25 protein-coding genes are annotated in these 23,133 nt (G+C 69.5%); 12 read left to right on the forward strand and 13 right to left on the reverse strand.

Annotated elements, in window-relative coordinates; translation table 11 throughout:
- Positions 1-26: 26 nt before the first annotated feature.
- Entirely contained in the window at positions 27-239 is a 213-nt protein-coding gene (locus A5730_RS06435) for a hypothetical protein (RefSeq protein ID WP_067897188.1), read from the forward strand.
- Between the two features lie 15 nt (positions 240-254).
- On the opposite strand, the gene A5730_RS24200 is transcribed toward A5730_RS06435, so the two are convergent.
- Positions 255-590 (reverse strand): DUF732 domain-containing protein, encoded by a 336-nt coding sequence (locus A5730_RS24200; RefSeq protein ID WP_231994644.1) that lies wholly within the window; start codon positions 588-590, stop codon positions 255-257.
- Between the two features lie 328 nt (positions 591-918).
- On the opposite strand from A5730_RS24200, the gene A5730_RS06445 reads away from it, so the two are divergent.
- Positions 919-1,839 carry a cation diffusion facilitator family transporter gene (locus A5730_RS06445; protein WP_067897191.1) on the forward strand — a complete coding sequence of 307 codons (921 nt, stop codon included), beginning with the start codon at positions 919-921 and terminating at the stop codon, positions 1,837-1,839.
- Positions 1,840-1,845: 6 nt separating this feature from the next.
- Here the strand turns inward: A5730_RS06445 and A5730_RS06450 are convergent, their stop codons facing one another.
- From A5730_RS06450 to A5730_RS06465, 4 genes are all read right to left on the reverse strand, one after another.
- Positions 1,846-2,190 (reverse strand): DUF732 domain-containing protein, encoded by a 345-nt coding sequence (locus A5730_RS06450; protein WP_067897194.1) that lies wholly within the window; start codon positions 2,188-2,190, stop codon positions 1,846-1,848.
- 73 nt (positions 2,191-2,263) lie between these two features.
- The gene (locus A5730_RS06455) at positions 2,264-3,772 is read right to left on the reverse strand and encodes a sodium:alanine symporter family protein (protein ID WP_067897197.1); all 1,509 of its coding nucleotides are present in this window, start codon (positions 3,770-3,772) and stop codon (positions 2,264-2,266) included.
- A gap of 140 nt (positions 3,773-3,912) precedes the next feature.
- Complete coding sequence (locus A5730_RS06460) at positions 3,913-4,230, reverse strand: DUF732 domain-containing protein (protein WP_067897200.1); 318 nt, start codon at positions 4,228-4,230, stop codon at positions 3,913-3,915.
- A gap of 55 nt (positions 4,231-4,285) precedes the next feature.
- Positions 4,286-4,618 carry a DUF732 domain-containing protein gene (locus A5730_RS06465; protein ID WP_067897203.1) on the reverse strand — a complete coding sequence of 111 codons (333 nt, stop codon included), beginning with the start codon at positions 4,616-4,618 and terminating at the stop codon, positions 4,286-4,288.
- 110 nt (positions 4,619-4,728) lie between these two features.
- On the opposite strand from A5730_RS06465, the gene A5730_RS06470 reads away from it, so the two are divergent.
- From A5730_RS06470 to A5730_RS06480, 3 genes are all read left to right on the forward strand, one after another.
- Positions 4,729-5,463 (forward strand): Clp protease N-terminal domain-containing protein, encoded by a 735-nt coding sequence (locus tag A5730_RS06470; protein ID WP_067897204.1) that lies wholly within the window; start codon positions 4,729-4,731, stop codon positions 5,461-5,463.
- Positions 5,464-5,549: 86 nt separating this feature from the next.
- Positions 5,550-6,083: a hypothetical protein gene (locus A5730_RS06475; protein WP_067815459.1), complete on the forward strand. Its 534-nt coding sequence runs from the start codon at positions 5,550-5,552 to the stop codon at positions 6,081-6,083.
- A complete protein-coding gene (locus A5730_RS06480) occupies positions 6,071-6,583 on the forward strand; it encodes an N-acetyltransferase (protein WP_067897207.1) in 513 nt (170 codons plus the stop codon). Before A5730_RS06475 ends, A5730_RS06480 begins: the two co-directional genes overlap by 13 nt.
- Here A5730_RS06480 and zapE read toward each other — a convergent pair.
- Positions 6,561-7,652 carry a cell division protein ZapE gene (gene zapE, locus A5730_RS06485; protein WP_156745713.1) on the reverse strand — a complete coding sequence of 364 codons (1,092 nt, stop codon included), beginning with the start codon at positions 7,650-7,652 and terminating at the stop codon, positions 6,561-6,563. The two genes, A5730_RS06480 and zapE, sit on opposite strands and share 23 nt — an antisense overlap.
- On the opposite strand from zapE, the gene A5730_RS06490 reads away from it, so the two are divergent.
- The 4 genes from A5730_RS06490 (at position 7,651) to msrB (ending at position 11,742) form a co-directional block, all read left to right on the forward strand.
- Positions 7,651-8,406, forward strand: a complete 756-nt coding sequence (locus A5730_RS06490) for a pyrimidine reductase family protein (RefSeq protein WP_067897213.1) — start codon at positions 7,651-7,653, stop codon at positions 8,404-8,406. The genes zapE and A5730_RS06490 overlap by 2 nt on opposite strands.
- Before the next feature lie 66 nt (positions 8,407-8,472).
- Positions 8,473-10,032, forward strand: coding sequence for an alpha/beta hydrolase (locus tag A5730_RS06495; protein ID WP_067897216.1), 1,560 nt, complete (start codon positions 8,473-8,475; stop codon positions 10,030-10,032).
- 4 nt (positions 10,033-10,036) lie between these two features.
- Entirely contained in the window at positions 10,037-11,332 is a 1,296-nt protein-coding gene (gene aftC / locus A5730_RS06500; protein WP_067897219.1) for an arabinofuranan 3-O-arabinosyltransferase, read from the forward strand.
- Between the two features lie 5 nt (positions 11,333-11,337).
- A complete protein-coding gene (gene msrB / locus A5730_RS06505) occupies positions 11,338-11,742 on the forward strand; it encodes a peptide-methionine (R)-S-oxide reductase MsrB (RefSeq protein WP_156349486.1) in 405 nt (134 codons plus the stop codon).
- A 70-nt stretch (positions 11,743-11,812) separates the two neighbouring features.
- On the opposite strand, the gene A5730_RS06510 is transcribed toward msrB, so the two are convergent.
- From A5730_RS06510 to hemE, 5 genes are all read right to left on the reverse strand, one after another.
- Positions 11,813-12,661, reverse strand: coding sequence for an endonuclease domain-containing protein (locus tag A5730_RS06510; RefSeq protein ID WP_067897221.1), 849 nt, complete (start codon positions 12,659-12,661; stop codon positions 11,813-11,815).
- Between the two features lie 119 nt (positions 12,662-12,780).
- Complete coding sequence (locus A5730_RS06515) at positions 12,781-13,530, reverse strand: class I SAM-dependent methyltransferase (RefSeq protein ID WP_067897224.1); 750 nt, start codon at positions 13,528-13,530, stop codon at positions 12,781-12,783.
- Positions 13,531-13,579: 49 nt separating this feature from the next.
- Positions 13,580-14,275: a hydrogen peroxide-dependent heme synthase gene (hemQ, locus tag A5730_RS06520; protein WP_055401607.1), complete on the reverse strand. Its 696-nt coding sequence runs from the start codon at positions 14,273-14,275 to the stop codon at positions 13,580-13,582.
- A gap of 5 nt (positions 14,276-14,280) precedes the next feature.
- A complete protein-coding gene (locus A5730_RS06525) occupies positions 14,281-15,636 on the reverse strand; it encodes a protoporphyrinogen oxidase (protein ID WP_067897227.1) in 1,356 nt (451 codons plus the stop codon).
- Positions 15,633-16,682 (reverse strand): uroporphyrinogen decarboxylase, encoded by a 1,050-nt coding sequence (hemE, locus tag A5730_RS06530; RefSeq protein ID WP_067897230.1) that lies wholly within the window; start codon positions 16,680-16,682, stop codon positions 15,633-15,635. The genes A5730_RS06525 and hemE overlap by 4 nt, the downstream gene beginning before the upstream one ends.
- A gap of 57 nt (positions 16,683-16,739) precedes the next feature.
- Between hemE and A5730_RS06535 the strand changes: the two genes are divergently transcribed.
- The 3 genes from A5730_RS06535 (at position 16,740) to A5730_RS06545 (ending at position 19,582) form a co-directional block, all read left to right on the forward strand.
- The gene (locus A5730_RS06535; protein WP_067897233.1) at positions 16,740-17,561 is read left to right on the forward strand and encodes an enoyl-CoA hydratase/isomerase family protein; all 822 of its coding nucleotides are present in this window, start codon (positions 16,740-16,742) and stop codon (positions 17,559-17,561) included.
- A gap of 76 nt (positions 17,562-17,637) precedes the next feature.
- On the forward strand, positions 17,638-18,294 hold the full coding sequence (locus A5730_RS06540; RefSeq protein ID WP_082459790.1) for a DUF3000 domain-containing protein: 657 nt from the start codon (positions 17,638-17,640) through the stop codon (positions 18,292-18,294).
- Position 18,295: 1 nt separating this feature from the next.
- Positions 18,296-19,582 (forward strand): ribonuclease D, encoded by a 1,287-nt coding sequence (locus tag A5730_RS06545; RefSeq protein WP_067897235.1) that lies wholly within the window; start codon positions 18,296-18,298, stop codon positions 19,580-19,582.
- A gap of 22 nt (positions 19,583-19,604) precedes the next feature.
- Here the strand turns inward: A5730_RS06545 and dxs are convergent, their stop codons facing one another.
- Both dxs and A5730_RS06555 read right to left on the reverse strand, forming a co-directional pair.
- Positions 19,605-21,518: a 1-deoxy-D-xylulose-5-phosphate synthase gene (dxs, locus tag A5730_RS06550; protein ID WP_067897239.1), complete on the reverse strand. Its 1,914-nt coding sequence runs from the start codon at positions 21,516-21,518 to the stop codon at positions 19,605-19,607.
- Positions 21,519-21,576: 58 nt separating this feature from the next.
- On the reverse strand, positions 21,577-23,040 hold the full coding sequence (locus A5730_RS06555) for a cation:proton antiporter (protein WP_067897242.1): 1,464 nt from the start codon (positions 23,038-23,040) through the stop codon (positions 21,577-21,579).
- Positions 23,041-23,133 lie beyond the last annotated feature (93 nt).

Genomic DNA, 23,133 nt, shown 5'->3' on the forward strand with positions numbered 1-23,133 from the left:
TTCGCCGGACGGGTAGAGTCGCGGGCATGAATGTGGTCGAGTGGCTGAGAACTCCGCGTTACCTGCGGACGCGACTGATGATGGAACGACAACCGATACGGAACCTGCAATTGGAGACGGTGTTTCTCGAAATCTCCCACCGCGAGGCGATGCTGCGGTTCCCGGTGATGTTCATGGTGCTCCCGAGGCGGTCTCGCCCGGCGGGCGAGGACACCCCGCGCCGCGGCCAGGCCAACTGACCGCGGAAACTTCGATCAGCTCTGGGTGGCTTTGCTGACGTACTGCGGGCAGTACGACTGCGTCGCGGCGCCGATGAAGTAGCCGGAATCGTGGTCGGACAATGAGAGCGCACCCTTTACATCGGACAAGGTCTGCGCCAAAGTCGCGCCATTGGCCCAGTCCTGGCAAACTCCATGCCCGGCGTTGACGATCGTTTGGTTCGACAGGCCGGAAAGGGTGATGCCCTGCTGTACGAGCGCCTGCAGGAAAACGTCGTCCGTCGAGTCTGCGTTCGCAATCGGGATCGCGACGGCCGCCGCGCCCGCCAAAGCCGCAGCGGCGGCGCCGGTCAGCAGTGTCATTTTCTTCATGGGTGTCTCCTCAGTCGGCTGCGGGTCCGAAGACCGAATCGTGACTGTCTGTCGATGCGCTAATCAATAACGCTGAGGCAACTTTCGCACAACTGACGCGTCGGCGCTGGGCAATCGAGCAAACTCGAATCCCGACCCGCCGGCCGCCTACGCCTTGATTCAATTAACGGAGGCGCAATTTAAACGGGCGCCATTGTTTGGGTGAAGTGGCGTGGCATTCAACGCAGAGGGGCGGGACGCGGGCGCGGCGTTGCGGGCGATGGCCCGAGCGCTCGGCGGGCGCGTAATCGGCTTGGGCACCGGCGCCCGATGGGGGCATGCTTGCGGTATGCACATCGTCAAAGGCGTCCGTGACCCCGCGGCAAGTTTTCCTCTGGACACCGGCACCGATGACGCGGCCGAGCGCCGGCAGGCCAACCGGGCCGTGGCCGTCAGCGCCGTCGGACTGGCGCTGACCGGGCTCGTCGAACTGGCCATCGCGCTGCTCTCCGGTTCGGTGGCGTTGCTCGGCGACGCGCTGCACAACCTGTCCGACGTCTCCACCAGCGTCCTGGTGTTCGTCGGGTTTCGGGCGTCGCGCAAAGTCCCCACCGAACGGTATCCCTACGGGTACGAGCGCGCCGAAGACCTCGCCGGAATCGGTGTGGCACTGGTGATTTGGGGCAGCGCCGCCGTCGCCGCCTTCGAAAGCGTCAACAAGCTGCTCCGGCACGGCGGCACCGGGTACGTGGGCTGGGGCATCGCCGCCGCGCTCGTGGGGATCGCGGGCAACCAGCTGGTGGCGCGCTACAAGTTGATGGTGGGCAAGCGGATTCGCTCGGCGACCATGGTGGCCGACGCCAAACATTCGTGGCTGGACGCGTTGTCGTCGGCGGGGGCGATGCTCGGCCTGATCGGCGTGGCGCTCGGCTGGGGCTGGGCGGACGCGGTCGCCGGCATCGTCGTCACCGGTTTCATCTGCCACGTCGGCTGGGAGGTGACCTCCGACATCGCCCACCGGCTACTCGACGGAGTCGACCCCGAAATCATCACGACCGCCGAGGCCGTCGCGGCCACCGTGCCGGGCGTCACGCACGCTCACGCCAGGGCCCGATGGACCGGCAGGACGTTGCGCGTGGAGGTGGAAGGATTTCTCGACCCGCAGACTCCGCTGGAGGCGGCCGATCGAATCGGTCGCCTCGTCGCCGAAGCCCTGGCGCCGCGGATACCCGACATGCACAACTTCACCTGGACGGCGAGAGCCGCCTGAGCAAGGTCAGTTCCCGGGTTGCCCTTCCGGCTTCGGGCCGCGGTCCTCGCCGGTCACGTACTTCGGGCAGTAGTGCGCCGCCGCCAGGTAGGTGAACTTGGCCGCGCTGGCTCCCTGAAAAGCGGGGTTCTGATTGCGTAGCTGCGTCACGATCTCCGCGGACGACTGGCCGTCGTCGAGCAGGTCGCACACCGACTTCGCGATGGTGATCGCGTTGCCCCCGTCTTGATAGGTGAGGCCGGCATCTCGCAGGTCGGTGAGGAAGTCCTGATCGTTGTTGACGTCGGCATGCGCGGGGACGGCCAGGCCGATCGCGGTGGCGACGCTCGCCGAAACCAGTAGAAATCGCATAACGCAGCGATTGTCGCAGACCCGTTGGCGAATGGCACCTCGGTGGGCGAACGGCGGGTGAACTCTCGCAGGGTTACGCCGCCGGCGCCCGGGAAGGCCGCAGCGCCGGGCGGCGCAGGGTCAAGGACTCGGGCAGCGCGCCGACCTGCCGGCGCCCCGCGCGTTCCCAGATGTCGCCGTCGAGGACACCGGGCAGGCCGGCCTCGCTGGCGATGAAAACCGGCATCCCGCCTTGCACGAACTGCCGGTGGTAATCCTTGAGCGCCGCGAACGCCCACTTGCCGAGCAGGCAGATGGTGAGCAGGTTCGCGATGGCCATCACCGCCATCGTCAGGTCGGCGAGCGCCCACACCAGCGTCAGCTTGGCCAGGGCCCCGAAGACGATGGACAGCAGCGTGACCACCTTCAGCACGTTGGCGGCCAGGCGCCGGCCACCCAGGTAGAACAAGTTGGCCTCGGCCACCACGTAATTGCTCAGCACCGAGGCGAACGCGAAGACGAACACCACCGCGGTCATCAACACCGTGGTCCACGAGCCGAGGTCGGCCGCGACCGCGGACTCCGTCAGGCTCGCCCCGGCGACCGCGCCCAGCCGGGCCGGGTTGTAAGTCTCGGGGCCCGACAGCAGCACGATGAATGCCGTTGCCGTGCAGATCACCATGGTGTCGACGAACACTGCGAGCGCCTGAATCAGCCCCTGCTCCACCGGATGCGCCACGGTCGCGGCGCCCGCAATGTTGGGTGAGCTGCCCATCCCGGCCTCGCAGGCGAACAGGCCCCGCTTGACGCCGGTGAACATCGCGGCGAGCACGCCGCCCGCGAAACCGCCTGCCATTTGGCGGATTCCGAATGCCCCGCCGATGATCTCCTTGATCACCGTCGGCAGCTCGGTGATGTTGACCGCCACGATTCCCAGCGCGAGCAGCGTGTACACCAGCGCCACCACCGGAAGCACCGATCCGGCGAACTGGGCGACCCGTCGAACGCCGCCGAACAGCACGGGTGCGGCGAGTACGGCCAAAACGAGGGTGGTCCAACCGACCCCGATGCCGTGCGACGACTTCAACACCCCGCTGATCGCGTTGGTCTCCACCATGTTGAACGCGGTGGAGAAGGTGATCACCAGCAGCATGGCGAACACGACACCGCCTGCGCGCGAACGCAATCCGCGTTCGATGTAGAACGCTGGGCCGCCGCGGAAGGCGCCGTCGTCTGAGCGGACCTTGAAGATCTGGGCCAGGGTCGCCTCGATCACCGCGGTGGCCATGCCGACCGCCGCCACCACCCACATCCAGAAGATCGCACCGGGCCCACCGACGGTCAGGGCGATGGCGACGCCCGCGATATTGCCGGTGCCCACCCGCGACGCGAGCCCGACGCAGAACGCCTGGAACGACGAGATCCCGCCGTCCTGGCGGTGTGCCCTGCCGAGTTGGCGAACCATCCGCCCGAAGTAGCGGACCTGAATGCAGCGGGTGCGGACCGTGAAATATATGCCGCCACCGATCAGCAAATAGATCAGGACGTGCGTATTGAGGATGTTGCTCAGGGGTTCGACGAGCTGCTGCTGAAGGAAGTCCAAACCCCTGCTTCCTTTCGACTGCGGCCGCTGTCCGTCGCCGAAATGGTATGGGTGAATTGTTGATTACACGTTTCGTTCACCCGCGGTTAGTGCGCGCTTATGTTAAAAGCGCGTCACAATCTCCCCGCCGTGCCCGGCCGTTAGGAGGCGGTGCTGGGCGCCGAAAGGGCTTGGGGGCAATACGAGTTGGCGGCGATGGCGGCGAACCGGGTGGCGTCGTCGCCCTGCAGCCCACGATTGAGCATCTGGAGCATCCGGACGACGTCCGTCAGATTCGCGCCCTCGCTCACCAGCTTGCACACGGACTTGCCCGAGGTGATGGCCTGCTCGGGATCCGAATAGGCCAGGCCGGCGGCGCGCACCGTGCCGAGGAAGGTGTCGTCGCTGCTGTCGGCGTGCGCGGGAGCGGCCAGGCCGACGGCGGCGGCGAGGGCGAGCGAAATCGGAATTAGCCTCACGGCTCACTGATCGTTCCAGAGCCGCGGGCGATCCGCATCTCGAGGAGCGAGGCGATCAGGAGCTGGCGGTGGCGGTCGTCGTGGTGGTCGACGAGATCGCGTCCGGGCAATACGCACTGGCCGCGATCGCGGTGAACTTCTCCGCCTTCTCCTCGGTCAGCGCGGCCGCCTTGGACGTCATCGCCTTCGCGATGTCGGGCATCGCGGTGCCGCCGCTGGCCGCCGAGCAGACGTAGTGGGCCGCCTGGATGACCTGACCCGGATCGTTATAGGTGAAGCCGGCCGCGTCGAGCGACGCGAGAAAAGCGCCGTCGGTGTCGTCGGCGTGCGCGGGCGCGGCCAGCGCGATTGCGGCCGCAATGCCAGAAATTGTCAGAACGAGCCTCATAATTCGAAATCGTTGCAGAAGGCCCGCCAGGTCTGCGTCTGGCGAAACAATTATTAACAATCGTCAACCTCCGGTTGACATCACGCCGGCGTCAACCTACCGTTGACGCCATGTCCGACCCGACCCGCATCGCCTACCCGGTGAGCCTCGACGAGCTGATCAACGCCATCAAATCGGTGCACACCCACGCGCTGGATCAATTGGCCGACGCCGTGCTGGCCGCCGAGCACCTGGGCGAGGTCGCCGACCACCTGATCGGGCACTTCGTCGATCAGGCCCGCCGGTCCGGGGCGTCGTGGACCGACATCGGCAAGAGCATGGGCGTCACCAAACAGGCCGCGCAGAAGCGATTCGTGCCCCGCGCCGAGCCCGCCACGCTGGACCCGGAACAGGGCTTCGGCCGCTTCACCCCGCGGGCGCGCGGCGCGGTGGTGGCGGCCCAGAACGCCGCGCACGAGGCCGGCAACGACGAGATCACCCCCGATCACCTGCTGCTCGGTGTGCTCGGCGATCCGGCCGCCCTGGCCACGGTGCTGCTCCGCCGGCAAGATGTCGACACCGAGGCGCTGCGCGCCGCCGTGCAGCTACCCCCGCCCGGCGCCGAGACCCCCGCCCTCATCCCGTTCAGCGGGCCGGCGCGCAAGGCGCTCGAGCTTACCTTTCGCGAGGCACTTCGGTTGGGGCACAACTACATTGGGACCGAACATCTGCTGCTGGCGCTGCTCGAGCTGGAGGACGCCTCGTCCGACGAAGGACCGCTGCGACGCCTCGGTGTGGACAAGGGCCGCGTCGAGGCCGACCTGATCAAGGCACTCGAGTCGCTCGGCGGCGCCACCGGCGTCTGAGCGGGCGTGATCGACCCCTCCCCGCCGCATCACCGCGTGTGCGATCATTCGAAGATCCCCTTCCAGGGCGCCTAGGAGGCGAAGACATGGCGAAGACGCACCGCTGGCTGGTCGTTCTGTCGGCGTTCCTCGTCGCCGCGGCGAGCAGCACCGCCGTCGCCGCGCTCCCCGCGCCCCGGGCGTGGGCCGGCGACGCCCCGATCGGCCACATCGGCGACACGCTGCGGGTGGACACCGGCACCTACGTCGCCGACGTCACCGTCACCGGCGTCTCGCCGTGCGACCCGCCGCCGGGGTTCGGCTACACGCGCGAAGGCACCTTCAGGGGCTTCCCCGGCAGCAGCGTTGAGCGCGCCGACGTCGTCGTGCGCGCGGTCCGGGTGCCCAACCCGTTCATCATGGCGACTAATTTCAGCTTCGACGGCGTGACCCCGTTCGCCGACGCCTACAAGCCGCGGGCCTCCGACGCGCCCGACGCGCTGGACAACGTCCTCACCAACGCGCCGAACGGCGCGATCGTGCGCGGCGAAGTCTATTGGGACGCCTACCGCGATCCCGTCTCCACCGTGGTCCTGCTGGACAAGAAGACGGGCTACCACCTCGCGCAGTGGAACCTCTGACCCGCGCCGTACGCGTCGTCACGTCGAATTCGGTTGACGTTCAAGAACTTGCCGATGTCGCCGCGCGCACCTTCCCGCTGGCGTGCCCGCCCTCGATGGCGCCCGAGAACGTCGCGGCGTTCGTCGCGGCCAACCTGTCGGCCGCCCGCTTCGCCGAATACCTGGCCGACCCGCATCGCGCGATCCTGACGGCCGAGGTTGGCGGGCGAATCATCGGCTACGCCATGCTGATTCGCGACGACGACGACACCGCCGAGCTGTCCAAGATCTACCTCGCACCCGAGCACCACGGCACCGGGGCGGCGACGGCGTTGATGGACCTCGCGCTGTCCACGGCCAGCGACTGGGGCGTGACCCGCGTGTGGCTGGGGGTCAACCAGGGAAACGAACGCGCCCAACGCTTCTACGCCAAGAGCGGCTTCGCGGTCAGCGGCACCAGGACCTTTCGGGTCGGCACCGCCCGCGAAAACGATTTCGTCATGAGCCGCGCGCTTGGGTGACCGTCAGCGCCAGCAGCCGAGACATGGCCCGCAGGTACTTCTTTCGGTAGCCACCGGCCAGCATTTCGTCGCTGAAGACGGTGTCCAACTTGTCGCCCGAGGCGATCACCGGGATGCCGGCGTCATACAGCCGATCGGTCAGCGCCACCAACCGCAGCGCGACGTTCTGGTCGTCGATGCCGTGCACGCCGGTCAAGAACACCGCGGTGACGCCCTCGATGAGGGTCAGATACCGCGACGGGTGCATGGTGGCCAGGTGCGCGCACAGCGCGTCGAAGTCGTCGAGGGTCGCCCCGTCGACCCGGGCCGCGCGCGCGGCCACCTCGTCGTCCGACAGCGGCTGCGGCGCCGGCGGCAGGCCGCGGTGGCGGTAGTCGGGTCCCTCGATCCGCACGGTGGTGAAAATGCTTGCCAGCGTGTTGATCTCGCGCAGAAAGTCCTGAGCGGCGAACCGGCCCTCGCCGAGCTGCTCGGGCAGCGTGTTGGAGGTGGCGGCCACCGACACCCCCCGCTCGACCAGCGACGAGAGCAGCCGCGAGATCAGCGTGGTGTTGCCGGGGTCGTCCAACTCGAACTCGTCGATGCACACCGCGGTGTAACCGGCCAACAGGTCGATGCATTCGACAAAGCCGAACACCCCCGCCAGCTGCGTGAGTTCGCCAAAAGTCGCGAACGCCTTGGGAGTTGACGAGTCCGGGCCGTCACCGGGCAGCTGGTAATACGCCGATGCCAGCAGGTGCGTCTTGCCCACGCCGAACCCGCCGTCCAGATACAACCCGACGCCGGGCAACACCGCCCGCCGGCCCAACAACTTTCGCCGGCCCGCGCGGCGTTGCACGGCCTGGTGGCAGAACTCCTGGCAGGCCACCACGGCCGCGGCCTGGGTCGGCTCGGCCGGATCGGGCTCGTACGTCGCGAAGCTCACATCGGCGAAGGTTGGGGGCGGCCGTAATTGAGCGATCAGCCGCTCCGGCGACACCGTCGGGTGCCGATCCACCAGACGAGCCACTCGCCCGGAAGGGGACCCGTGCATGCCAGAACTGTAGCGACGTGCTGCAATCGACCTCATGCCCCTGCCCGAGACGCCGCTGTCGCTGCTCGGCTCGGTCCGCGAACTCACCGACGGTGAGCTCCCCCGGCTCTACGACTATCCCGACGGGACCTGGGTGCGGGCCAACTTCATCACCAGCGTGGACGGCGGGGCCACCTCCGGCGGCAGCAGCGGGACGATGGGCGGTCCCGGCGACCGGTTCGTCTTCAACCTGCTGCGCGAACTCGCCGACGTCATCGTCGTCGGTGCGGGCACCGTGCGCGTCGAGGGCTATTCCGGCGCGCAGCTGAGCGTCGCCCAGCGCCAGCCGCGGCAGGCGCGCGGGCAAAGCGAGATCCCGCCACTGGCGATCGTCACCAAATCCGGGCACCTGGACCGCGACATGGCGGTGTTCACCCGCACCGAGGTGCCGCCGCTTGTGCTCACCTGCGCGGCGGCGGCGGCCCCGGCGCGCCAGATGCTCGGCGACCTGTGCGAGGTGATCGACTGCTCCGGCGACGATCCCGGCGAGGTCGACGAGGCCGCCATGCTGGAGATCCTGGGCGCGCGCGGGATGCGCCGCATCCTGACCGAGGGCGGCCCGATGCTGCTCGACTCGCTGATCCAACGCGACCTGCTCGACGAGCTCTGCCTGACCATCGCGCCCTACATCGTCGGCGGCCTGGCCCGGCGCATCGCGACCGGCCCCAGCCAGCTGCTCACCCGCATGCGCTGCGCCCACGTTTTGACCGACGACGCCGGTTACCTCTACACCCGTTACGTCAAGGCCTAGCTTTGCGGCGACCCGCAGCGCCCGGCGTTGCCGCGCTTGCGATCGCCGCTAGCTACTGTGGTCGGCATGAGTCGGCAGATCGCGTTCGCGGCGCTCTTGGTCGCGGCGACCACCGTGGTCGCCGGCTGCGTCCCGGGCCTGGCCGCCGACCCGCGCTTCGCCACCAACTCCGGCGCGCGACCACAGGGGGCGAGCACCGCCAAGCCGCCGCCCAGCGGCCCGCCCCCGATCGCGGCCCCGAAGAACGACCTGCCCTGGCACGACTGCACCTCGCGGGTGTTCGGCGACGCGGCGGTCCCGCCCGCCGCCGGGGTCCAGCTGGATTGCGCGAACTACGACGCGGACCTGGACCCGGTCAACGGTGGGACCGGGACGGTGAGCGTCGGCGTGGTCCGCGCCCGCACGAACCAGACCCCGCGCGACGCGGGCCCCCTGGTCTTCACCACCGGCACGGATTTGCCGTCGTCGGCGCAGCTGCCGGTCTGGCTGTCGCGGGGCGGCGCCGACGTGCTGCAGAGCCACCCGATCGTCGCCGTCGACCGTCGCGGCATGGGCATGTCGAACCCCATCGACTGCCGCGACACCTCCGACCGCCAGATCATGCGCGACCAGGCGCAGTTCCAGACCGGCGACGACCCCGTCGCCAACCTCTCCGACGTCGCGAACACCGCCACCACCAGCTGCACCGACGCCATCGCGCCCGGAGCGTCCGCCTACGACAACGCGCACGCCGCCTCCGACATCGAGCGGCTGCGCACGCTGTGGGACGTGCCCGCGGTCGCGCTGGTCGGGATCGGCAACGGCGCCCAGGTGGCGCTGGCCTACGCCGCGGCGCGCCCCGACAAGGTCGCCCGGCTGATCCTCGACTCGCCCGTTGCGTTGGGTATCAACGCCGAAGCCGCCGCCGAGCAACAGGTCAAGGGCCAGCAGGCCGCGCTCGACGCGTTCGCCGCCCAGTGCGTCGCGGTGAACTGCGCGCTGGGCCCCGACCCCAAGGGCGCCGTCGGCGCGTTGCTGGCCGACGCCCGCGCCGGCAAGGGGCCCGGGGGCGCGTCGGTGGCCGAGGTGGCCAACGCCATCACCGTGGCGCTGGGCTTCCCGTCCGGCGGCCGCGTCGGCGCCACCACGAACCTGGCCAACGCGCTGTCGGCCGCCCGCTCCGGCGACACCAACGCCCTGACCAATCTGATCAACCACGCCAACGCCACCGCGGACTCCGACGGCCAGTTCGTCAACACGTGCAGCGACGCCGTCAACCGCCCCACCCCCGACCGGGTGCGGGAACTCGTGGTGGCGTGGGCCAAGCTCTACCCGCAGTTCGGCACGGTCGCGGCGCTCAACTTGGTCAAGTGCGTGCACTGGCCCACCGTGTCGCCGCCCGCGCCGCCGAAATCGTTGAAGGTCGACGTCCTGTTGCTCGGCGTGCAGAACGACCCGATCGTCGGCACCGAGGGGGTCGCCGCGACGGCGGCCACCGTCATCAACGCCAACGCGGCCAGCAAGCGGGTGATGTGGCAGGGCATCGGCCACGGCGCCAGCATCTACTCGAGCTGCGCGGTTTCCCCGCTGATCGGCTACGTCAACAGCGGCAAGCTGCCCGGAACCGACACGTACTGTCCCGCCTGATACTTTGCGCTTCGTGACGGCAGCTGACTCGACCTTGCGCGATCGGACCCTGGCCGCCTTTCGTCCCCGCAGCGGCCCGCCCAGCACCGCGACGATATTGCGCTCGGTGCTGTGGCCGGTGGCCATCATGTCGGTGTTGCACCGCAGCATCATCTTGACGCTCAACGGCAACATCACCGACGACTTCAAGCCGGTCTACCGCGCGGTGCTGAACTTCCGGCACGGCTGGGACATCTACAACGAGCACTTCGACTACGTCGACCCGCACTACCTGTACCCGCCCGGCGGGACGCTGCTGATGGCGCCGTTCGGGTATCTGTCCTTCACGCCGTCGCGCTATCTGTTCATCCTGATCAACACCGTGGCCATCCTGCTCGCCTGGTATCTGCTGCTGCGGCTGTTCAAGTTCACGCTGTCGTCGGTGGCCGCGCCCGCGCTGCTGCTCGCCATGTTCTGCACCGAAAGCGTGACCAGCACGCTGGTGTTCACCAACATCAACGGCTGCGTGCTGCTGGCCGAGGTGCTGTTCTTTCGCTGGTTGCTGGACGGCAAGGTTGGGCACCAATGGTGGGCCGGTGCCGTGATCGGCCTGACGCTCACGCTCAAACCCGTGCTGGGTCCGCTGCTGCTGCTGCCGCTGCTGAACCGCCAGTGGCGGACGCTGGTGCCCGCGTTCGTCGTCCCGGTCGTCATCAATGCGGTGGCGTGGCCGCTGGTGAGCGACCCGATGGACTTCGTCACCAAGACGCTCCCCTACATCGGCGGCGTCCGCGACTATTTCAACAGCTCGATCGAGGGCAATGGCGTGTACTTCGGGCTGCCCACGTGGCTGATCGTGTTCCTGCGGCTCCTGTTCACGCTGCTGGCGATCGCCGCGCTGTGGCTGCTGTACCGCTACTACCGCACCCGCGACCCGCTGTTCTGGTTCACCAATTCCTCGGGCGTGCTGCTGCTGTGGTCGTGGCTGGCGCTGCCGCTGGCCCAGGGCTACTACTCGATGATGCTGTTCCCGTTCCTGATGACCGTCGTGCTGCGCAATTCGCTGATCCGCAATTGGCCGGCGTGGCTGGGCATCTACGGCTTCATGGCGCTGGACGACTGGCTGATCTACCGGTACATGAGGTACGGCCGGGCGCTGCACTACCTGAAGATCACCTACGGCTGGTCGCTGCTGCTGATCGTGGCGTTCACCGTGCTGTACTTCCGGTACCTGGACGCCAAGGCCGAGAACCGGCTGGAGGAGGGCATCGATCCTCCTTGGCTATCGGCTAAGCCCGATCGCGCTACCGTGGAGGCATGACTGAGATCGCCCCGCCGAAGCTGCAACTCTCCGACGACGAGTGGCGCAAGAAGCTGAGCCCGGAAGAGTTTCACGTGCTGCGCCGCGCCGGCACCGAGCGGCCGTTCACCGGCGAGTACACCGACACCAAAACCCAAGGCGTCTACCAATGCCGGGCATGCGGCGCCGAATTGTTCCGCAGCACAGAGAAATTCGAGTCGCACTGCGGCTGGCCGTCGTTCTTCGACCCGGCGAACTCCGACGCGGTGATTTTGCGGCCCGACCACTCGATGGGGACGACGCGCACCGAGGTGCTGTGCGCGAACTGCCACAGCCACCTGGGGCACGTCTTCGCCGGCGAGGGGTACCCGACCCCCACGGATCAGCGCTACTGCATCAACTCGATCTCGCTGCGGCTGGTGCCGGCGTAGCGGTCTTCGCGGGCCGGCCGCCGCGACACTGAAACGACGCACACGACACGCCGAGGCGCATCGCAAAGGTTTATATCTCGCGGCATCCCCGGCGGATGAGCGCGTCGCGCACGCGTCGGACGACGTCCTGCGGACTGTCCTCGGCGATCACCCGGATGACGATCCAGCCGAGGGCTTCGAGCTTGCGTATCCGCCAATGGTCTCGCGCATACTGGCGCCGGTCGGTGCGGTGCTGGTCACCGTCGTACTCGGCGGCCACTTTGTATCTCTCCCAACCCATATCGAGCACGCCGACCGTCCGCCAGTTTTCATTTACCGGTATCTGCGTCTCCGGAGCCGGCAATCCGGCATCGATCAGCAAGAGTCGTAGCCACGTCTCCTTGGGAGAGGCGGCACCCGCGTCTACGAGCGGAAGGATCATGCGCAACGACCGCAGGCCCCGTGCGCCCGGATGCGCCTTGGCCAGCCGCAACACCTCCTCGACATCAAACGGCGTCGCCCGCATCAACGCGTCGAGCCGCGCAACCGCCTCCCCAAAGGGCGGCTGCCGAGCCAAGTCGAACGCTGTGCGAGCGACTGTGGTCACCCAGAGGCCCGCGACACGGGTGATCTCATCGGGTCGAAGTCGGTGATTGCGAGTTATCACGCCGTCGGGAGCGTGCTGGTTACGCCAGACCAACTCGACGGGCACGTCGTCGTCGATCCAGTTCGAGCCGTGCAGCGCGGCAGCGGCAAGCCCAGCCACGACACCGCGCCGGTTCGACCACAACCACGCCGCGATGGAACGCGTTCTCAATGACACCGCGACATCAACCGGCACGTAGACATCGGGATAGATCGCGCGGAAACTGGTCCGCAATTGATAAGGACTCAGGCGCCCCAGCCGCACCGACTCGCTGCCGATAATCACTTCGTCCACAAACGAAAGACGCCGGCACGCATCACGGGGATCCACGAGACATAAACCATTGCGACGCCTCCCGGCGTGTCGTCGCAGAGGTTTATGTGTCGCGGCACAACCCCAAAAGCCCCGCGAACTCAGTCCAGCCGCGTCGCGTGCACTTCCCAGAACGGGGCGTGCACCCGCCCGCCCTCCAGCCACGGCTCCATCGCCCGGAATCGCTCCAGCAGCTCCTGCGCCTGCTCGGCCATGTCGGGGTTGCGCGCCGCCATCATCTCGATCTGCTCGGCGCTGATGTTCACCAGATAGGTCGTCGTCCCCAGGTAGGTGATCTCCCAGCCGCCCTGGGGCAGCACGTCGCGAAAGTCGTTCTCCGACAAGGATCTCATCATCTTGAAGCCGTTGACGTCGTGCTGCCCGAACTCGAACATGTACAGCCGCGCGCCCGGCTTGGTGGCCCGGTGCAGCGCCTGGGCGTAGGACCGGGCGAGCTCGGGTTCGGTGCTGAAGGTGTGGTAGAACGCGCAGTCGACGACGGTGTCGAAGCGGCCGTCGAACCCGTCGAGCTTGGTCGCGTCGGCCACCTCGAAGTTCACCGATACCCCGGCCTTGCGCGCGTTCTCCCGCGCCCGTTCTATTGCGGCCGCCGACCCGTCGATGCCGGTCGCCGCATAACCCTTGGACGCGTAGTAGATCGCGTGGTGGCCCGGTCCGGTCCCCGGGTCGAGCACCTCACCCTTGACCGCGCCCAGCGCGACGAGCCGCTGCACCACCGGCTGCGGGCCGCCGATGTCCCATGGCGTGGCGGCGGGCAAACCGTGCGACGTCCGCTCGTCGCGGTACATCTCCTCGAAACGGGCGGGGTCGGTGAGGTCGGGCTGAGTCATATGGCGCCGCTCCTCCTCATCGCTTCGCTCTGCATCGTCGCCGGCGCAGTCATGGCAGGGCATTCACCAACTGCTCGACGGACACGCGCGGCCCGGTGAAGAACGGCGTCTCCTCCCGGGTGTGTCTGCGGGCGTCGGTGGCGCGCAGCTCGCGCATCAGGTCGACGATGCGGTGCAGTTCGGGGGCCTCGAAGGCCAGGATCCATTCGTAGTCGCCGAGCGCGAACGCCGGCACCGTGTTCGCGCGCACGTCCTTGTATTCGCGGGCCGCCATGCCGTGTTCGGCGAGCATGCGGCGCCGCTCCTCGTCGGGCAGCAGGTACCACTCGTAGGACCGCACGAACGGATACACGCAGATGTAGTTGCCGGGCTCCTCCCCGGCCAAGAACGCCGGGATGTGGCTCTTGTTGAACTCGGCCGGTCGGTGCAGTGCGACGCTGCTCCACACCGGCGAGCAGGCCCGCCCCAGCGCGGTGGTGCGCCGGAAATCGGCGTAGGTGGCCTGCAGCGCCTCGACGGTTTCGGCGTGGGTCCAGATCATGAAATCGGCGTCGGCCCGCAGCCCCGCCACGTCGTAGAGGCCGCGTACCACCACCCCGCGCTCCTCCTGCTGCTTGAGGAACCGCGACGCTTCGTCGATCACGGCGTCGCGCTGTTCCCCGAGCTCGCCCGGGCGCACGGAGAACACCGAGAACATCAGGTAGCGGATCGTCGCGTTGAGGGTGTCGAAGTCGAGCTTGGCCATGGAACCTATCGTGCCACTTTCACTTCGAGGGCCTCGATCGCGCGCGTGGCCGCCCCGACGCACGCCGGCACCCCGATGCCGTCGAGGTAGCTGCCGGCCACCGCGAGCGTCGGGGGCAGGCTCGCGCGTATCTCGGCGACCAGCTCCGCGTGGCCCGGCCCGTACTGCGGCATGGCCTCGATCCAGCGCTGCACGCGGGCGTCGACCGGGTCGACGGCCAACCCGAAGACGGCGGCCAGGTCGTCTCGCGCCCAGGCCAGCAGCTCGTCGTCCGACGCCGTCTCGGCCAGGCCGTCACCGCACCGCCCGAACGACAGCCGCAGCAGCTGGGTGTCCCCGCGCGCACCCCACTTGCGCGACGAGAGGGTAATCGCCTTGGCACGCAACGGTTCTCCGGTCGCGACCAGCACACCGGAGCACTCCGGAAAGGGCGTGTCGCCCGGCACCGCGAGCGCGACCACCACCGACGACGCGCTGGCGATCCGGCCGGCGGCCGCGGCGCCGGCCGGGGCGATGTCGGCGATCAGGCGCGCCACCCGCGGGGCGGGCACGGCGAGGACCACCGCGTCGGCGTGCCGGCGGGCGCCGGTGTCGTCCAGCACCGCCCACCCCGCCCCGTCGGGTTCCAGCCCTTGCACGGCGGCGGGAATCCAGTCGGGCCGGGCCCGCTCGACCAGCGCGTCGAGCAGCACCCGGTAGCCGCCGTCCAGCGCCCCGAACACCGGCGCGCCGGTGGCCGGCGGCAGCGCCCGCCGGACCGCGTCGGTCAGGCTGGTCGCGCCGCGGTCCAGGGCGTTGGCGACGCCGGGGGCCGCCGCGCGCAAGCCGATGGTGGCCGCCGAGCCCGCGTAGACCCCGCTCAGCAGCGGGTCCACCGACCGGGTGACGACCTGCTCGCCGAACCGCTCGCCGACCAGGTCGGCGGTCGCGGGATCGCTCCCCGGTCGCCACGCGAAGGCGCGGCCGGGCTCGGCTTCGATGCGCGCGACCGTCGCCTCGTCGACCAGTCCCGCCACCGAGCCGGCCGACGACGGGATACCGATGACCGTGCCGGTGGGCAGCGGGTACAACTCCTGCTGGCTGTAGATCAGCGGCCGCGCGCCGGTGGACACCAGTTGGCGCCCCGAGAGGCCCAGCTCGGCCAGCAGCGCCGGCATTTCGGGCCGGCGCAGCACGAACGCCTCGGCGCCCAGGTCCATCGTCTGCCCGCCGACCCGCTCGGTGCGCAGGATCCCGCCCAGCCGGTCGCCGGGATCGAACAGGGTGATGGCCGCGTCATAGCCCACCGCCGCGCGCAGCCGGTAGGCCGCCGTCAGCCCCGAAATACCGCCCCCCACAACGCAATACGAGCCGGCGGTCATAGGGAGTGGACCAGCGACACCAGATCGGTCAGCACCGCGGGGTCGGTGTCCGGCAGCACGCCGTGGCCGAGGTTGAAGACGTGGCCGCGCGCCCCCGCGTCGACGGCGCGGCGTCCGTCGTCGACGACGGCCCGGGCGGCGCGTTCCACGGCCGGCCAGCCCGCCATCAGCACCACCGGGTCGAGGTTGCCCTGCAGCGCCGTCCCGGGCGCGACGCGCGTCGCCGCGTCGGCAAGGGAGGTCCGCCAATCCACCCCCACCACCGTCGCGCCGACCGTCGACATGGCCCCGAGCAGTTCGGCGGTGCCCACCCCGAAGTGCGTCATCGGCACGCCGTGCTCGGCCAGCGCCCCGAAAACGCGGGCGCTGTGCGGCTGCACGTAGGTGCGGTAGTCGGCGAGCGACAGGGCACCCGCCCACGAGTCGAACACCTGGATGGCGTCCACCCCGGCGTCCAGCTGCGCCCGCAGGAAGCCGACGGTGATGTCGGTCAGCTTCTCCAGCAGCGCGTGCCAGCTGCCCGGGTCGGCGAGCATCATCGCCTTGGTGCGGGCGTGGTGGCGGCTCGGGCCGCCCTCGATCAGGTACGACGCCAGGGTGAACGGCGCCCCCGCGAACCCGATCAGCGGGACGCCCCCGAGGGCGGCCACCAACAGCGTGACCGCGTCGGCCACCGGCTGTACGCGTTGCCGGTCAAGGGGTTTCATCGCGTCGACATCGGCGGCGGTGCGCACCGGCGACGCGATCACCGGCCCGACGCCCGCGACGATGTCCAGGTCGACGCCCGCGCCGAGCAGCGGCACCACGATGTCGGAGAACAGGATCGCCGCGTCGACGTCGTGCCGGCGCACCGGCTGCAGGGTGATCTCGCAGACCAGCTCGGCGTCGAAACAGGCCGACAGCATGTCGGTCTGGGCCCGCAGCGCCCGGTATTCGGGCAGCGAGCGACCCGCCTGCCGCATGAACCAGACCGGCAGCCGGCCGGGTTTGCGACCGGTGACGGCGGCCAGGTACGGCGACTCGGGAAGGTCGCGGCGAGTAGTCATCGCGTTCAATGCTGCCACGGCGGCGGCCCCCTCCCCGCGCTGCGTACTATCACGACCGTGCCAGTCAGCGAGCCGCCCGTGAATTACGACGAGTTCCCCAGCCTGCGCTGCGAAGTGGACGACGACGGCATCCTGACCCTGGTTCTCGACTCCCCCGGCCTCAATTCCGTCGGGCCGCAGATGCACCGCGACCTCGCCGACATCTGGCCGGTGATCGGCCGCGACCCCGCGGTGCGCGTGGTGCTGGTCCGCGGCGAGGGGAAGGCCTTCTCCTCCGGCGGCAGCTTCGACCTGATCGACGAGACCATCGGCGACTATGAAGGCCGGATGCGCATCATGCGGGAGGCCCGCGATCTGGTGCTCAACATGGTCAACTTCGACAAGCCCGTCGTCTCGGCGATCCGCGGCCCGGCCGCGGGCGCGGGCCTGGTGGTGGCCCTGCTCGCCGACGTCTCGGTGGCCGGTGGCACCGCCAAGCTCATCGACGGGCACACCAAGCTGGGCGTGGCCGCCGGCGACCACGCCGCGATCTGCTGGCCCCTGTTGGTCGGCATGGCCAAGGCCAAGTACTACCTGCTCACCTGCGAGACGCTGCTGGGCGAGGAAGCCGAGCGCATCGGCCTGGTGTCCGTCTGCGTCGACGACGACGACGTGCTGTCCACCGCGACGCGGATCGCCGAGGACCTGGCGCGGGGGGCGCAGAACGCGATCCGCTGGACGAAGCGCAGCCTCAACTCCTGGTACCGCATGTTCGCGCCCACCTTCGAGACCTCGCTCGGCCTGGAGTTCCTCAGCTTCAGCGGCCCCGACGTGCAGGAAGGGCTGGCCGCGCACCGGGAAAAGCGGCCCGCCCGATTTACCGGCGGAAATGCCTCCTGAGCAGGGGCGATACCGTCGGATGAGGTCTGGTAACGGGTTGGTAGCGGTCGGCGCGCCTGATTCCGCGTGTCGGCCGATGGGTCTACCGTCGGACCCTGTGACCCGTGCCGCGCCGACGAAGGACGGCCGGGATGAACAGGAGCGGCGTCAAGTGACCTCAGCTGAACCGGAGCCATTCCGCGAGGCAGTCGCGGCCATGAACGCCGTCACCGTGCGGCCCGAGCTGGAGCTGGGCCCCATCCGGCCGCCGCAGCGCCTGGCCCCCTACAGCTACGCGCTGGGGGCCGAGGTGAAACATCCCGACCGCGAGATTGTCCCCGAGCGATCCGACGGCGACGCCTTCGGCCGCCTGATCCTGCTCTACGACCCCGAAGGCGCCGACGCGTGGGACGGCACCATCCGGCTGGTCGCCTACATCCAGGCCGACCTGGATCCCAGCGAGGCGGTCGACCCCCTGCTGCCGGAGGTGGCGTGGAGCTGGCTGGTGGAGGCCCTGGAGTCCCGGATGGAGCAGGTCACCGCCCTGGGCGGCACCGTCACCGCCACCACTTCGGTGCGCTACGGCGACATCTCCGGCCCGCCGCGCGCCCACCAGTTGGAGTTGCGGGCGTCCTGGACGGCGACCACGCCGCAGGTGGGCGTCCACGTCGAGGCCTTCTGTGAGGTACTGGAACACGCGGCGGGCCTCCCGCCGACGGGCGTCACGGATCTGAGCTCTCGGTCACGCGCCTGACATGTGCGAACCGGAGGCCGACGGGCCCGGCAGCACCGCGCCCGACAGCGCCGAACCGGAGCCCACGCCGCTGCTGCACCCGGCCGACGGGATCCCCGATCTTTCGGTGACGGTCCGCCAGATCGAGGAGGCCGCGGAGCGCCTGGATCGGGGGCGCGGGCCGTTCGCGGTGGACGCCGAGCGGGCGTCTGGTTTCCGGTACTCCAACCGCGCGTATTTGATCCAAATCCGGCGGGCCGGTGCCGGCACCGTGCTCATCGACCCGGTCAGCCACGGCGCCGACCCGCTGCAGGCGTTGCGGCCCGTCGCCGAGGTGCTGGGCGAGGACGAGTGGATCCTGCATTCCGCCGATCAGGACCTGCCCTGCCTGGCGGAGGTCGGCCTGCACCCGCCGGCCCTGTACGACACCGAGCTGGCCGGGCGGCTGGCCGGGTTCGAGCGGGTGAACCTGGCGACCATGGTGGAGCGGCTGCTGGGCGCCGGGCTGGCCAAGGGCCACGGCGCGGCCGATTGGTCTAAACGGCCCCTGCCCGAGGAATGGCTCAACTACGCGGCGCTGGATGTCGAACTGCTCATCGAGCTGCGCGCCGCGATCGCCGGCGTGCTGACCGAGCAGGGCAAAAGCGGTTGGGCCGCAGAGGAATTCGACTACCTGCGCGCGGTCGGATCCCGCGACCCGAGCGCGGCGACGCGGCGGGACCGGTGGCGGCGCACGTCGGGAATCCACCGGGTGCGCGACCAGCGCGGCCTGGCCGCGGTCCGCGAGCTGTGGCTGACGCGCGACCGCATCGCCCAGCGCCGCGACATCGCGCCGCGGCGCATCCTGCCGGACTCGGCCATCATCGAGGCCGCCATCGCCGACCCGAAGACCGTCGAGGAACTCACCGCGCTGCCGGTGTTCGGCGGGCGCAATCAACGGCGCAGCGCCGCCACGTGGCTGGGGGCGCTGGAAGCGGCCCGGCAGACCAAGAATCCGCCCGTGGACGCCGAACCACCGAACGGGCCGCCGCCGCCGGCGCGGTGGAGCCGGCGCAAACCCGAAGCCGCCGCCCGGCTGGAGGCGGCGCGGTCCGCGCTGTCGGAGGTGTCGGAACGGGTCAACGTCCCCACCGAGAACCTGGTCTCGCCCGACCTGGTGCGGCGGCTGTGCTGGGACTGGGAGGCCGCGCCCGACCCCTTCGAGGCCGTCGAGACGTTCCTGCGCGCCGGGCAGGCCCGGCCGTGGCAGCGGGAATTGGTCGATCCCGTGTTGGCGCGCGCGCTGCAGCCGCCGGTCGAGGACGACTAGTTCCGAACGCGAGGCCGGGCGTCTAGTCGAGGTGCTCGCGGATCTCCGCCTCGGTGACGGGGCTGCCCAGGGCGGCGACCCAGCCGGTGATGCGGCGGGCGACGTCCTGATCCGTCAGCCCCAGGTCGGCCAGCAGCTCACCGCGCGCGGCGTGCTCGTAGAACCGTTGTGGCAGGCCGACGTCGCGGCACGGAACGTCGATGTCCGCGCCGCGCAGGGCCGCGGACACCGCCGACCCGACGCCGCCGTTGACCCCGTTGTCCTCGCAGGTGACGACGAGCTTGTGCTGCCGGGCCAGTTCCAGCACCCCGTCGGACACCGGGAGCACCCAGCGCGGGTCGATCACCGTCACGCCGATCCCCTGGTTGTGCAGCCGCTTGGCCACCTCGAGCGCCATCGGGACGAATGCGCCGACGCCCACCAGCAGCACGTCGTGGTTCAACCCGGCGGCCGGCACGGCGAGCACGTCGACGCCCGACCGGCGCTCGAGGGCCGGAATGTCTTCCCCCACATCGCCTTTGGGGAACCGTAGCGCCGTCGGGCCGTCGTTGACGTCGAGGGCCTCACCGAGTTCCTCACGCAGCCGGGTGGCATCCCTGGGCGCCGCCACCCGCATGCCTGGCACGATGCCCAGCATCGAGAGGTCCCACATGCCGTTGTGGCTGGCGCCGTCGTTGCCGGTGATCCCGGCCCGGTCCAGCACCATGGTGACGGGCAGCTTGTGCAGCGCGACGTCCATCATGATCTGGTCGAAGGCCCGGTTGAGGAACGTCGAATAGATGGCCACCACCGGGTGCATGCCGCCCATCGCCAGGCCCGCGGCCGACGTCATCGCGTGCTGCTCGGCGATGCCGACGTCGAACAGGCGATCCGGGAACTGTTGCCCGAACGCCGACAACCCCGTCGGGCCGGGCATCGCCGCGGTGATGGCGACGATGTCGCGGCGCTTGCGGGCGTAGCCGATGAGCGCCTCGGAGAACGTGGCGGTCCAGCCCGGGCCGGCGATCTTGGTGGCCTGCCCGGTGACCGGGTCGATCACGCCGCAGGAGTGCATCTGCTCGGCCTCGTCGTCCTCCGCCGGCGCGTAACCCATGCCCTTGCGGGTGACGACGTGCACGATCACCGGCCGGCCGAAGCCGCGCGCGTGGCGCAGTGCCATCTCCACCGCGCGTTCGTCGTGACCGTCGACCGGGCCGACGTACTTCAGGCCGAGGTCGGTGAACAGCAACTGCGGGGACAGCGAGTCCTTGATGCCGGCCTTGACGCTGTGCATGAACCGATAGGCGATCTGGCCCACCAGCGGCAGCGAACGCACCGCGTCGCGGCCCCGCTCCAGGGCCTGCTCGTAGGCCGGCTGCAGGCGCAGGGTGGCCAGGCGGTCGGCGACGCCGCCGATGGTCGGCGCATAGCTGCGCCCGTTGTCGTTGACGACGATGATCACCGGCCGGCGCGAGGCGGCGATGTTGTTCAGCGCCTCCCAGCACATGCCGCCGGTGAGCGCGCCGTCGCCGACCACGGCGACGACGTGCCGGTTGCGGTGGCCGGTCAGCTCGAACGCCTTGGCCAGGCCGTCGGCGTAGGACAGCGCCGCGCTGGCGTGGCTGGACTCCACCCAGTCGTGTTCGCTCTCGGCGCGCGACGGATAGCCCGACAGGCCGCCCTTCTTGCGCAGGCTCTCGAAGTCCTGCGAGCGCCCGGTCAGCATCTTGTGCACGTAGGCCTGATGACCGGTGTCGAAGACGATCGGGTCGTGCGGCGAGTCGAAGACGCGGTGCAGCGCCAGCGTCAGTTCGACCACGCCGAGGTTGGGCCCCAGGTGTCCCCCGGTGGCAGCGACCTTGTGGATCAGGAACTGGCGAATCTCGGCGGCAAGTTCGCGCAGCTGCTGTTGGGACAGGTGTTGCAGATCAGCGGGCCCGCGGATCTGTTCCAGCATCCCGACAGTCTACGCAGCGTCGGTGGGTACAGCAGGAAAGCGATTGGCGGCAACCGGGCTACGGCGGGCCGAAGAGCTGGGCCAGGGTGTCACGAAGTTCGGGATCGGCCAGGATGACGACCTCGTCGCCGGCCCGAAGTTCGGTCTCACCCCGCACCGGTACGAGCCCGGTGGTCCGGACCACGATACTCACCCAGATGTCACCGACGCGGTCGCTGAGCCCCTCGACCGTGCACCCCTCGGCCGTAGACCCCTTGGCGACGCTGAAGCGATGGGCTCCCTGCGGTTCGTCCGCCAGCCGCACACCGATCTCCCACGGCTGGGTCTCGACGGTGCGCATGGGCAGGTGCAGAAGATTCGCGACGCCGGGCACCGAGCTGCCCTGCACCAGCACCGAGAAGATCACCACGACGACGACGATGCCGTACAGGCGTTCGGCGTTGGCGACGTGCGCGGCGCGCAGCAACTCCCCGAGCAAGATTGGCACCGCCCCTTTCAGGCCGGCGAACATGACGAAGACCCGTTCGTTTCGTTCGAGCTGCACACCGAGCAGGCAGGCGCTCACCGCGAGCGGACGGATCAGCGCTGTCAGGGCCACACCGAGGGCGAGCCCGGGAATCCAGACGTCGGGATGGGTCAGCACATCGAGGTCGACGGTCAGGCCGAGCACGACGAAGGCCACGATCTCGGCGAGTCCGGCGAGAGCGGCGTGGAATCGCTTGATCTCAGGCTTGTAGGGCGCGCGGGCGTCGCCGATCACGATTCCGGCGACGAATACCGCCAAAAAGCCCGAGCCGTGCGCCAGCGTGGCGATGCCGTACAGCATCAGGCTGGATGCCAGCGTTCGCAGCGGGTAGAGGCCTTCGCTCGGCAGCGCCACCCGGCGCATGAAGGCGAGCAGCGCGCGGCCACCGAGGACCCCGACGGCCAATCCGATCGCCATCTGGAGGGCGAATTGCGTTCCGACGCTGGCGAATCCGGCCGCGGTGAGGCTTCCGGCGGCGATCAGGCTGGACATCAGCGAGATGCCGACGGGGTCGTTGGCGCCGGACTCGCCCTCCAAGATGGTGCTACTGCGACCACGAATTTCGCGTTTGCCGAGGACCGAGAAGACGACCGCCGGGTCGGTGGGGGCCACGGCGGTGGCGACGAGCACCGCGGGAAACCAGCCGATTCCGCATGCGTAGTGCAGCATCAGCGCGGCGCCGGCGGCGGTGAAGGCGGTGCCGAGCACGCCCAGCGACAGGATGGGGCCGATGGCCCTGCGGAAGCGGGCGGGGCCGATATGCATGCCGCCGTCGAACAACACCAGCACCAGCGCGATGGTGATGACCCGCTCCACGACCCGCTCGGCCGGCGGCTGCACCGCAGGGCTGGCGTGCACCGCCACGGCCGCCCCGACCAGCACGAGCAGGGGCACCGGGATCTTGACCCGCTCGCTCAGGCGGTTCGCCAGCACCGCGATCAGACCGACGGCGCTGGAGAACAACACCATGAGCGCATAGCTGAGGGTCTCGTTCATGACGGCCGCAATTCCTGACGGGTGAAGGGCGACTCCGCGGCCAGTTCTTCGGTGGAAGGCACCCATGCCTTTCGGTTGGTCGACAACGACATC

This window comes from Mycobacterium sp. ACS4054 (genome assembly GCF_001667275.1).
Lineage (GTDB): Bacteria > Actinomycetota > Actinomycetes > Mycobacteriales > Mycobacteriaceae > Mycobacterium.

Coding starts and splice junctions, on each gene's coding strand:
- A5730_RS06545 (WP_067897235.1), top strand. CDS start 18,296: ATGTGCGAACCGGAGGCCGACGGGCCCGGCAGCACCGCGCCCGACAGC.
- A5730_RS06490 (WP_067897213.1), top strand. CDS start 7,651: ATGCCCCTGCCCGAGACGCCGCTGTCGCTGCTCGGCTCGGTCCGCGAA.
- A5730_RS06445 (WP_067897191.1), top strand. CDS start 919: ATGCACATCGTCAAAGGCGTCCGTGACCCCGCGGCAAGTTTTCCTCTG.
- A5730_RS06540 (WP_082459790.1), top strand. CDS start 17,638: ATGGGTCTACCGTCGGACCCTGTGACCCGTGCCGCGCCGACGAAGGAC.
- zapE (WP_156745713.1), bottom strand. CDS start 7,652: ATGAGGTCGATTGCAGCACGTCGCTACAGTTCTGGCATGCACGGGTCC.
- hemQ (WP_055401607.1), bottom strand. CDS start 14,275: ATGGCCAAGCTCGACTTCGACACCCTCAACGCGACGATCCGCTACCTG.
- A5730_RS06555 (WP_067897242.1), bottom strand. CDS start 23,040: ATGAACGAGACCCTCAGCTATGCGCTCATGGTGTTGTTCTCCAGCGCC.
- A5730_RS06475 (WP_067815459.1), top strand. CDS start 5,550: ATGGCGAAGACGCACCGCTGGCTGGTCGTTCTGTCGGCGTTCCTCGTC.
- A5730_RS06495 (WP_067897216.1), top strand. CDS start 8,473: ATGAGTCGGCAGATCGCGTTCGCGGCGCTCTTGGTCGCGGCGACCACC.
- A5730_RS06465 (WP_067897203.1), bottom strand. CDS start 4,618: ATGAGGCTCGTTCTGACAATTTCTGGCATTGCGGCCGCAATCGCGCTG.
- hemE (WP_067897230.1), bottom strand. CDS start 16,682: ATGACTACTCGCCGCGACCTTCCCGAGTCGCCGTACCTGGCCGCCGTC.
- dxs (WP_067897239.1), bottom strand. CDS start 21,518: ATGCTGGAACAGATCCGCGGGCCCGCTGATCTGCAACACCTGTCCCAA.
- A5730_RS24200 (WP_231994644.1), bottom strand. CDS start 590: ATGAAGAAAATGACACTGCTGACCGGCGCCGCCGCTGCGGCTTTGGCG.
- A5730_RS06525 (WP_067897227.1), bottom strand. CDS start 15,636: ATGACCGCCGGCTCGTATTGCGTTGTGGGGGGCGGTATTTCGGGGCTG.
- A5730_RS06515 (WP_067897224.1), bottom strand. CDS start 13,530: ATGACTCAGCCCGACCTCACCGACCCCGCCCGTTTCGAGGAGATGTAC.
- A5730_RS06450 (WP_067897194.1), bottom strand. CDS start 2,190: ATGCGATTTCTACTGGTTTCGGCGAGCGTCGCCACCGCGATCGGCCTG.
- A5730_RS06435 (WP_067897188.1), top strand. CDS start 27: ATGAATGTGGTCGAGTGGCTGAGAACTCCGCGTTACCTGCGGACGCGA.
- A5730_RS06470 (WP_067897204.1), top strand. CDS start 4,729: ATGTCCGACCCGACCCGCATCGCCTACCCGGTGAGCCTCGACGAGCTG.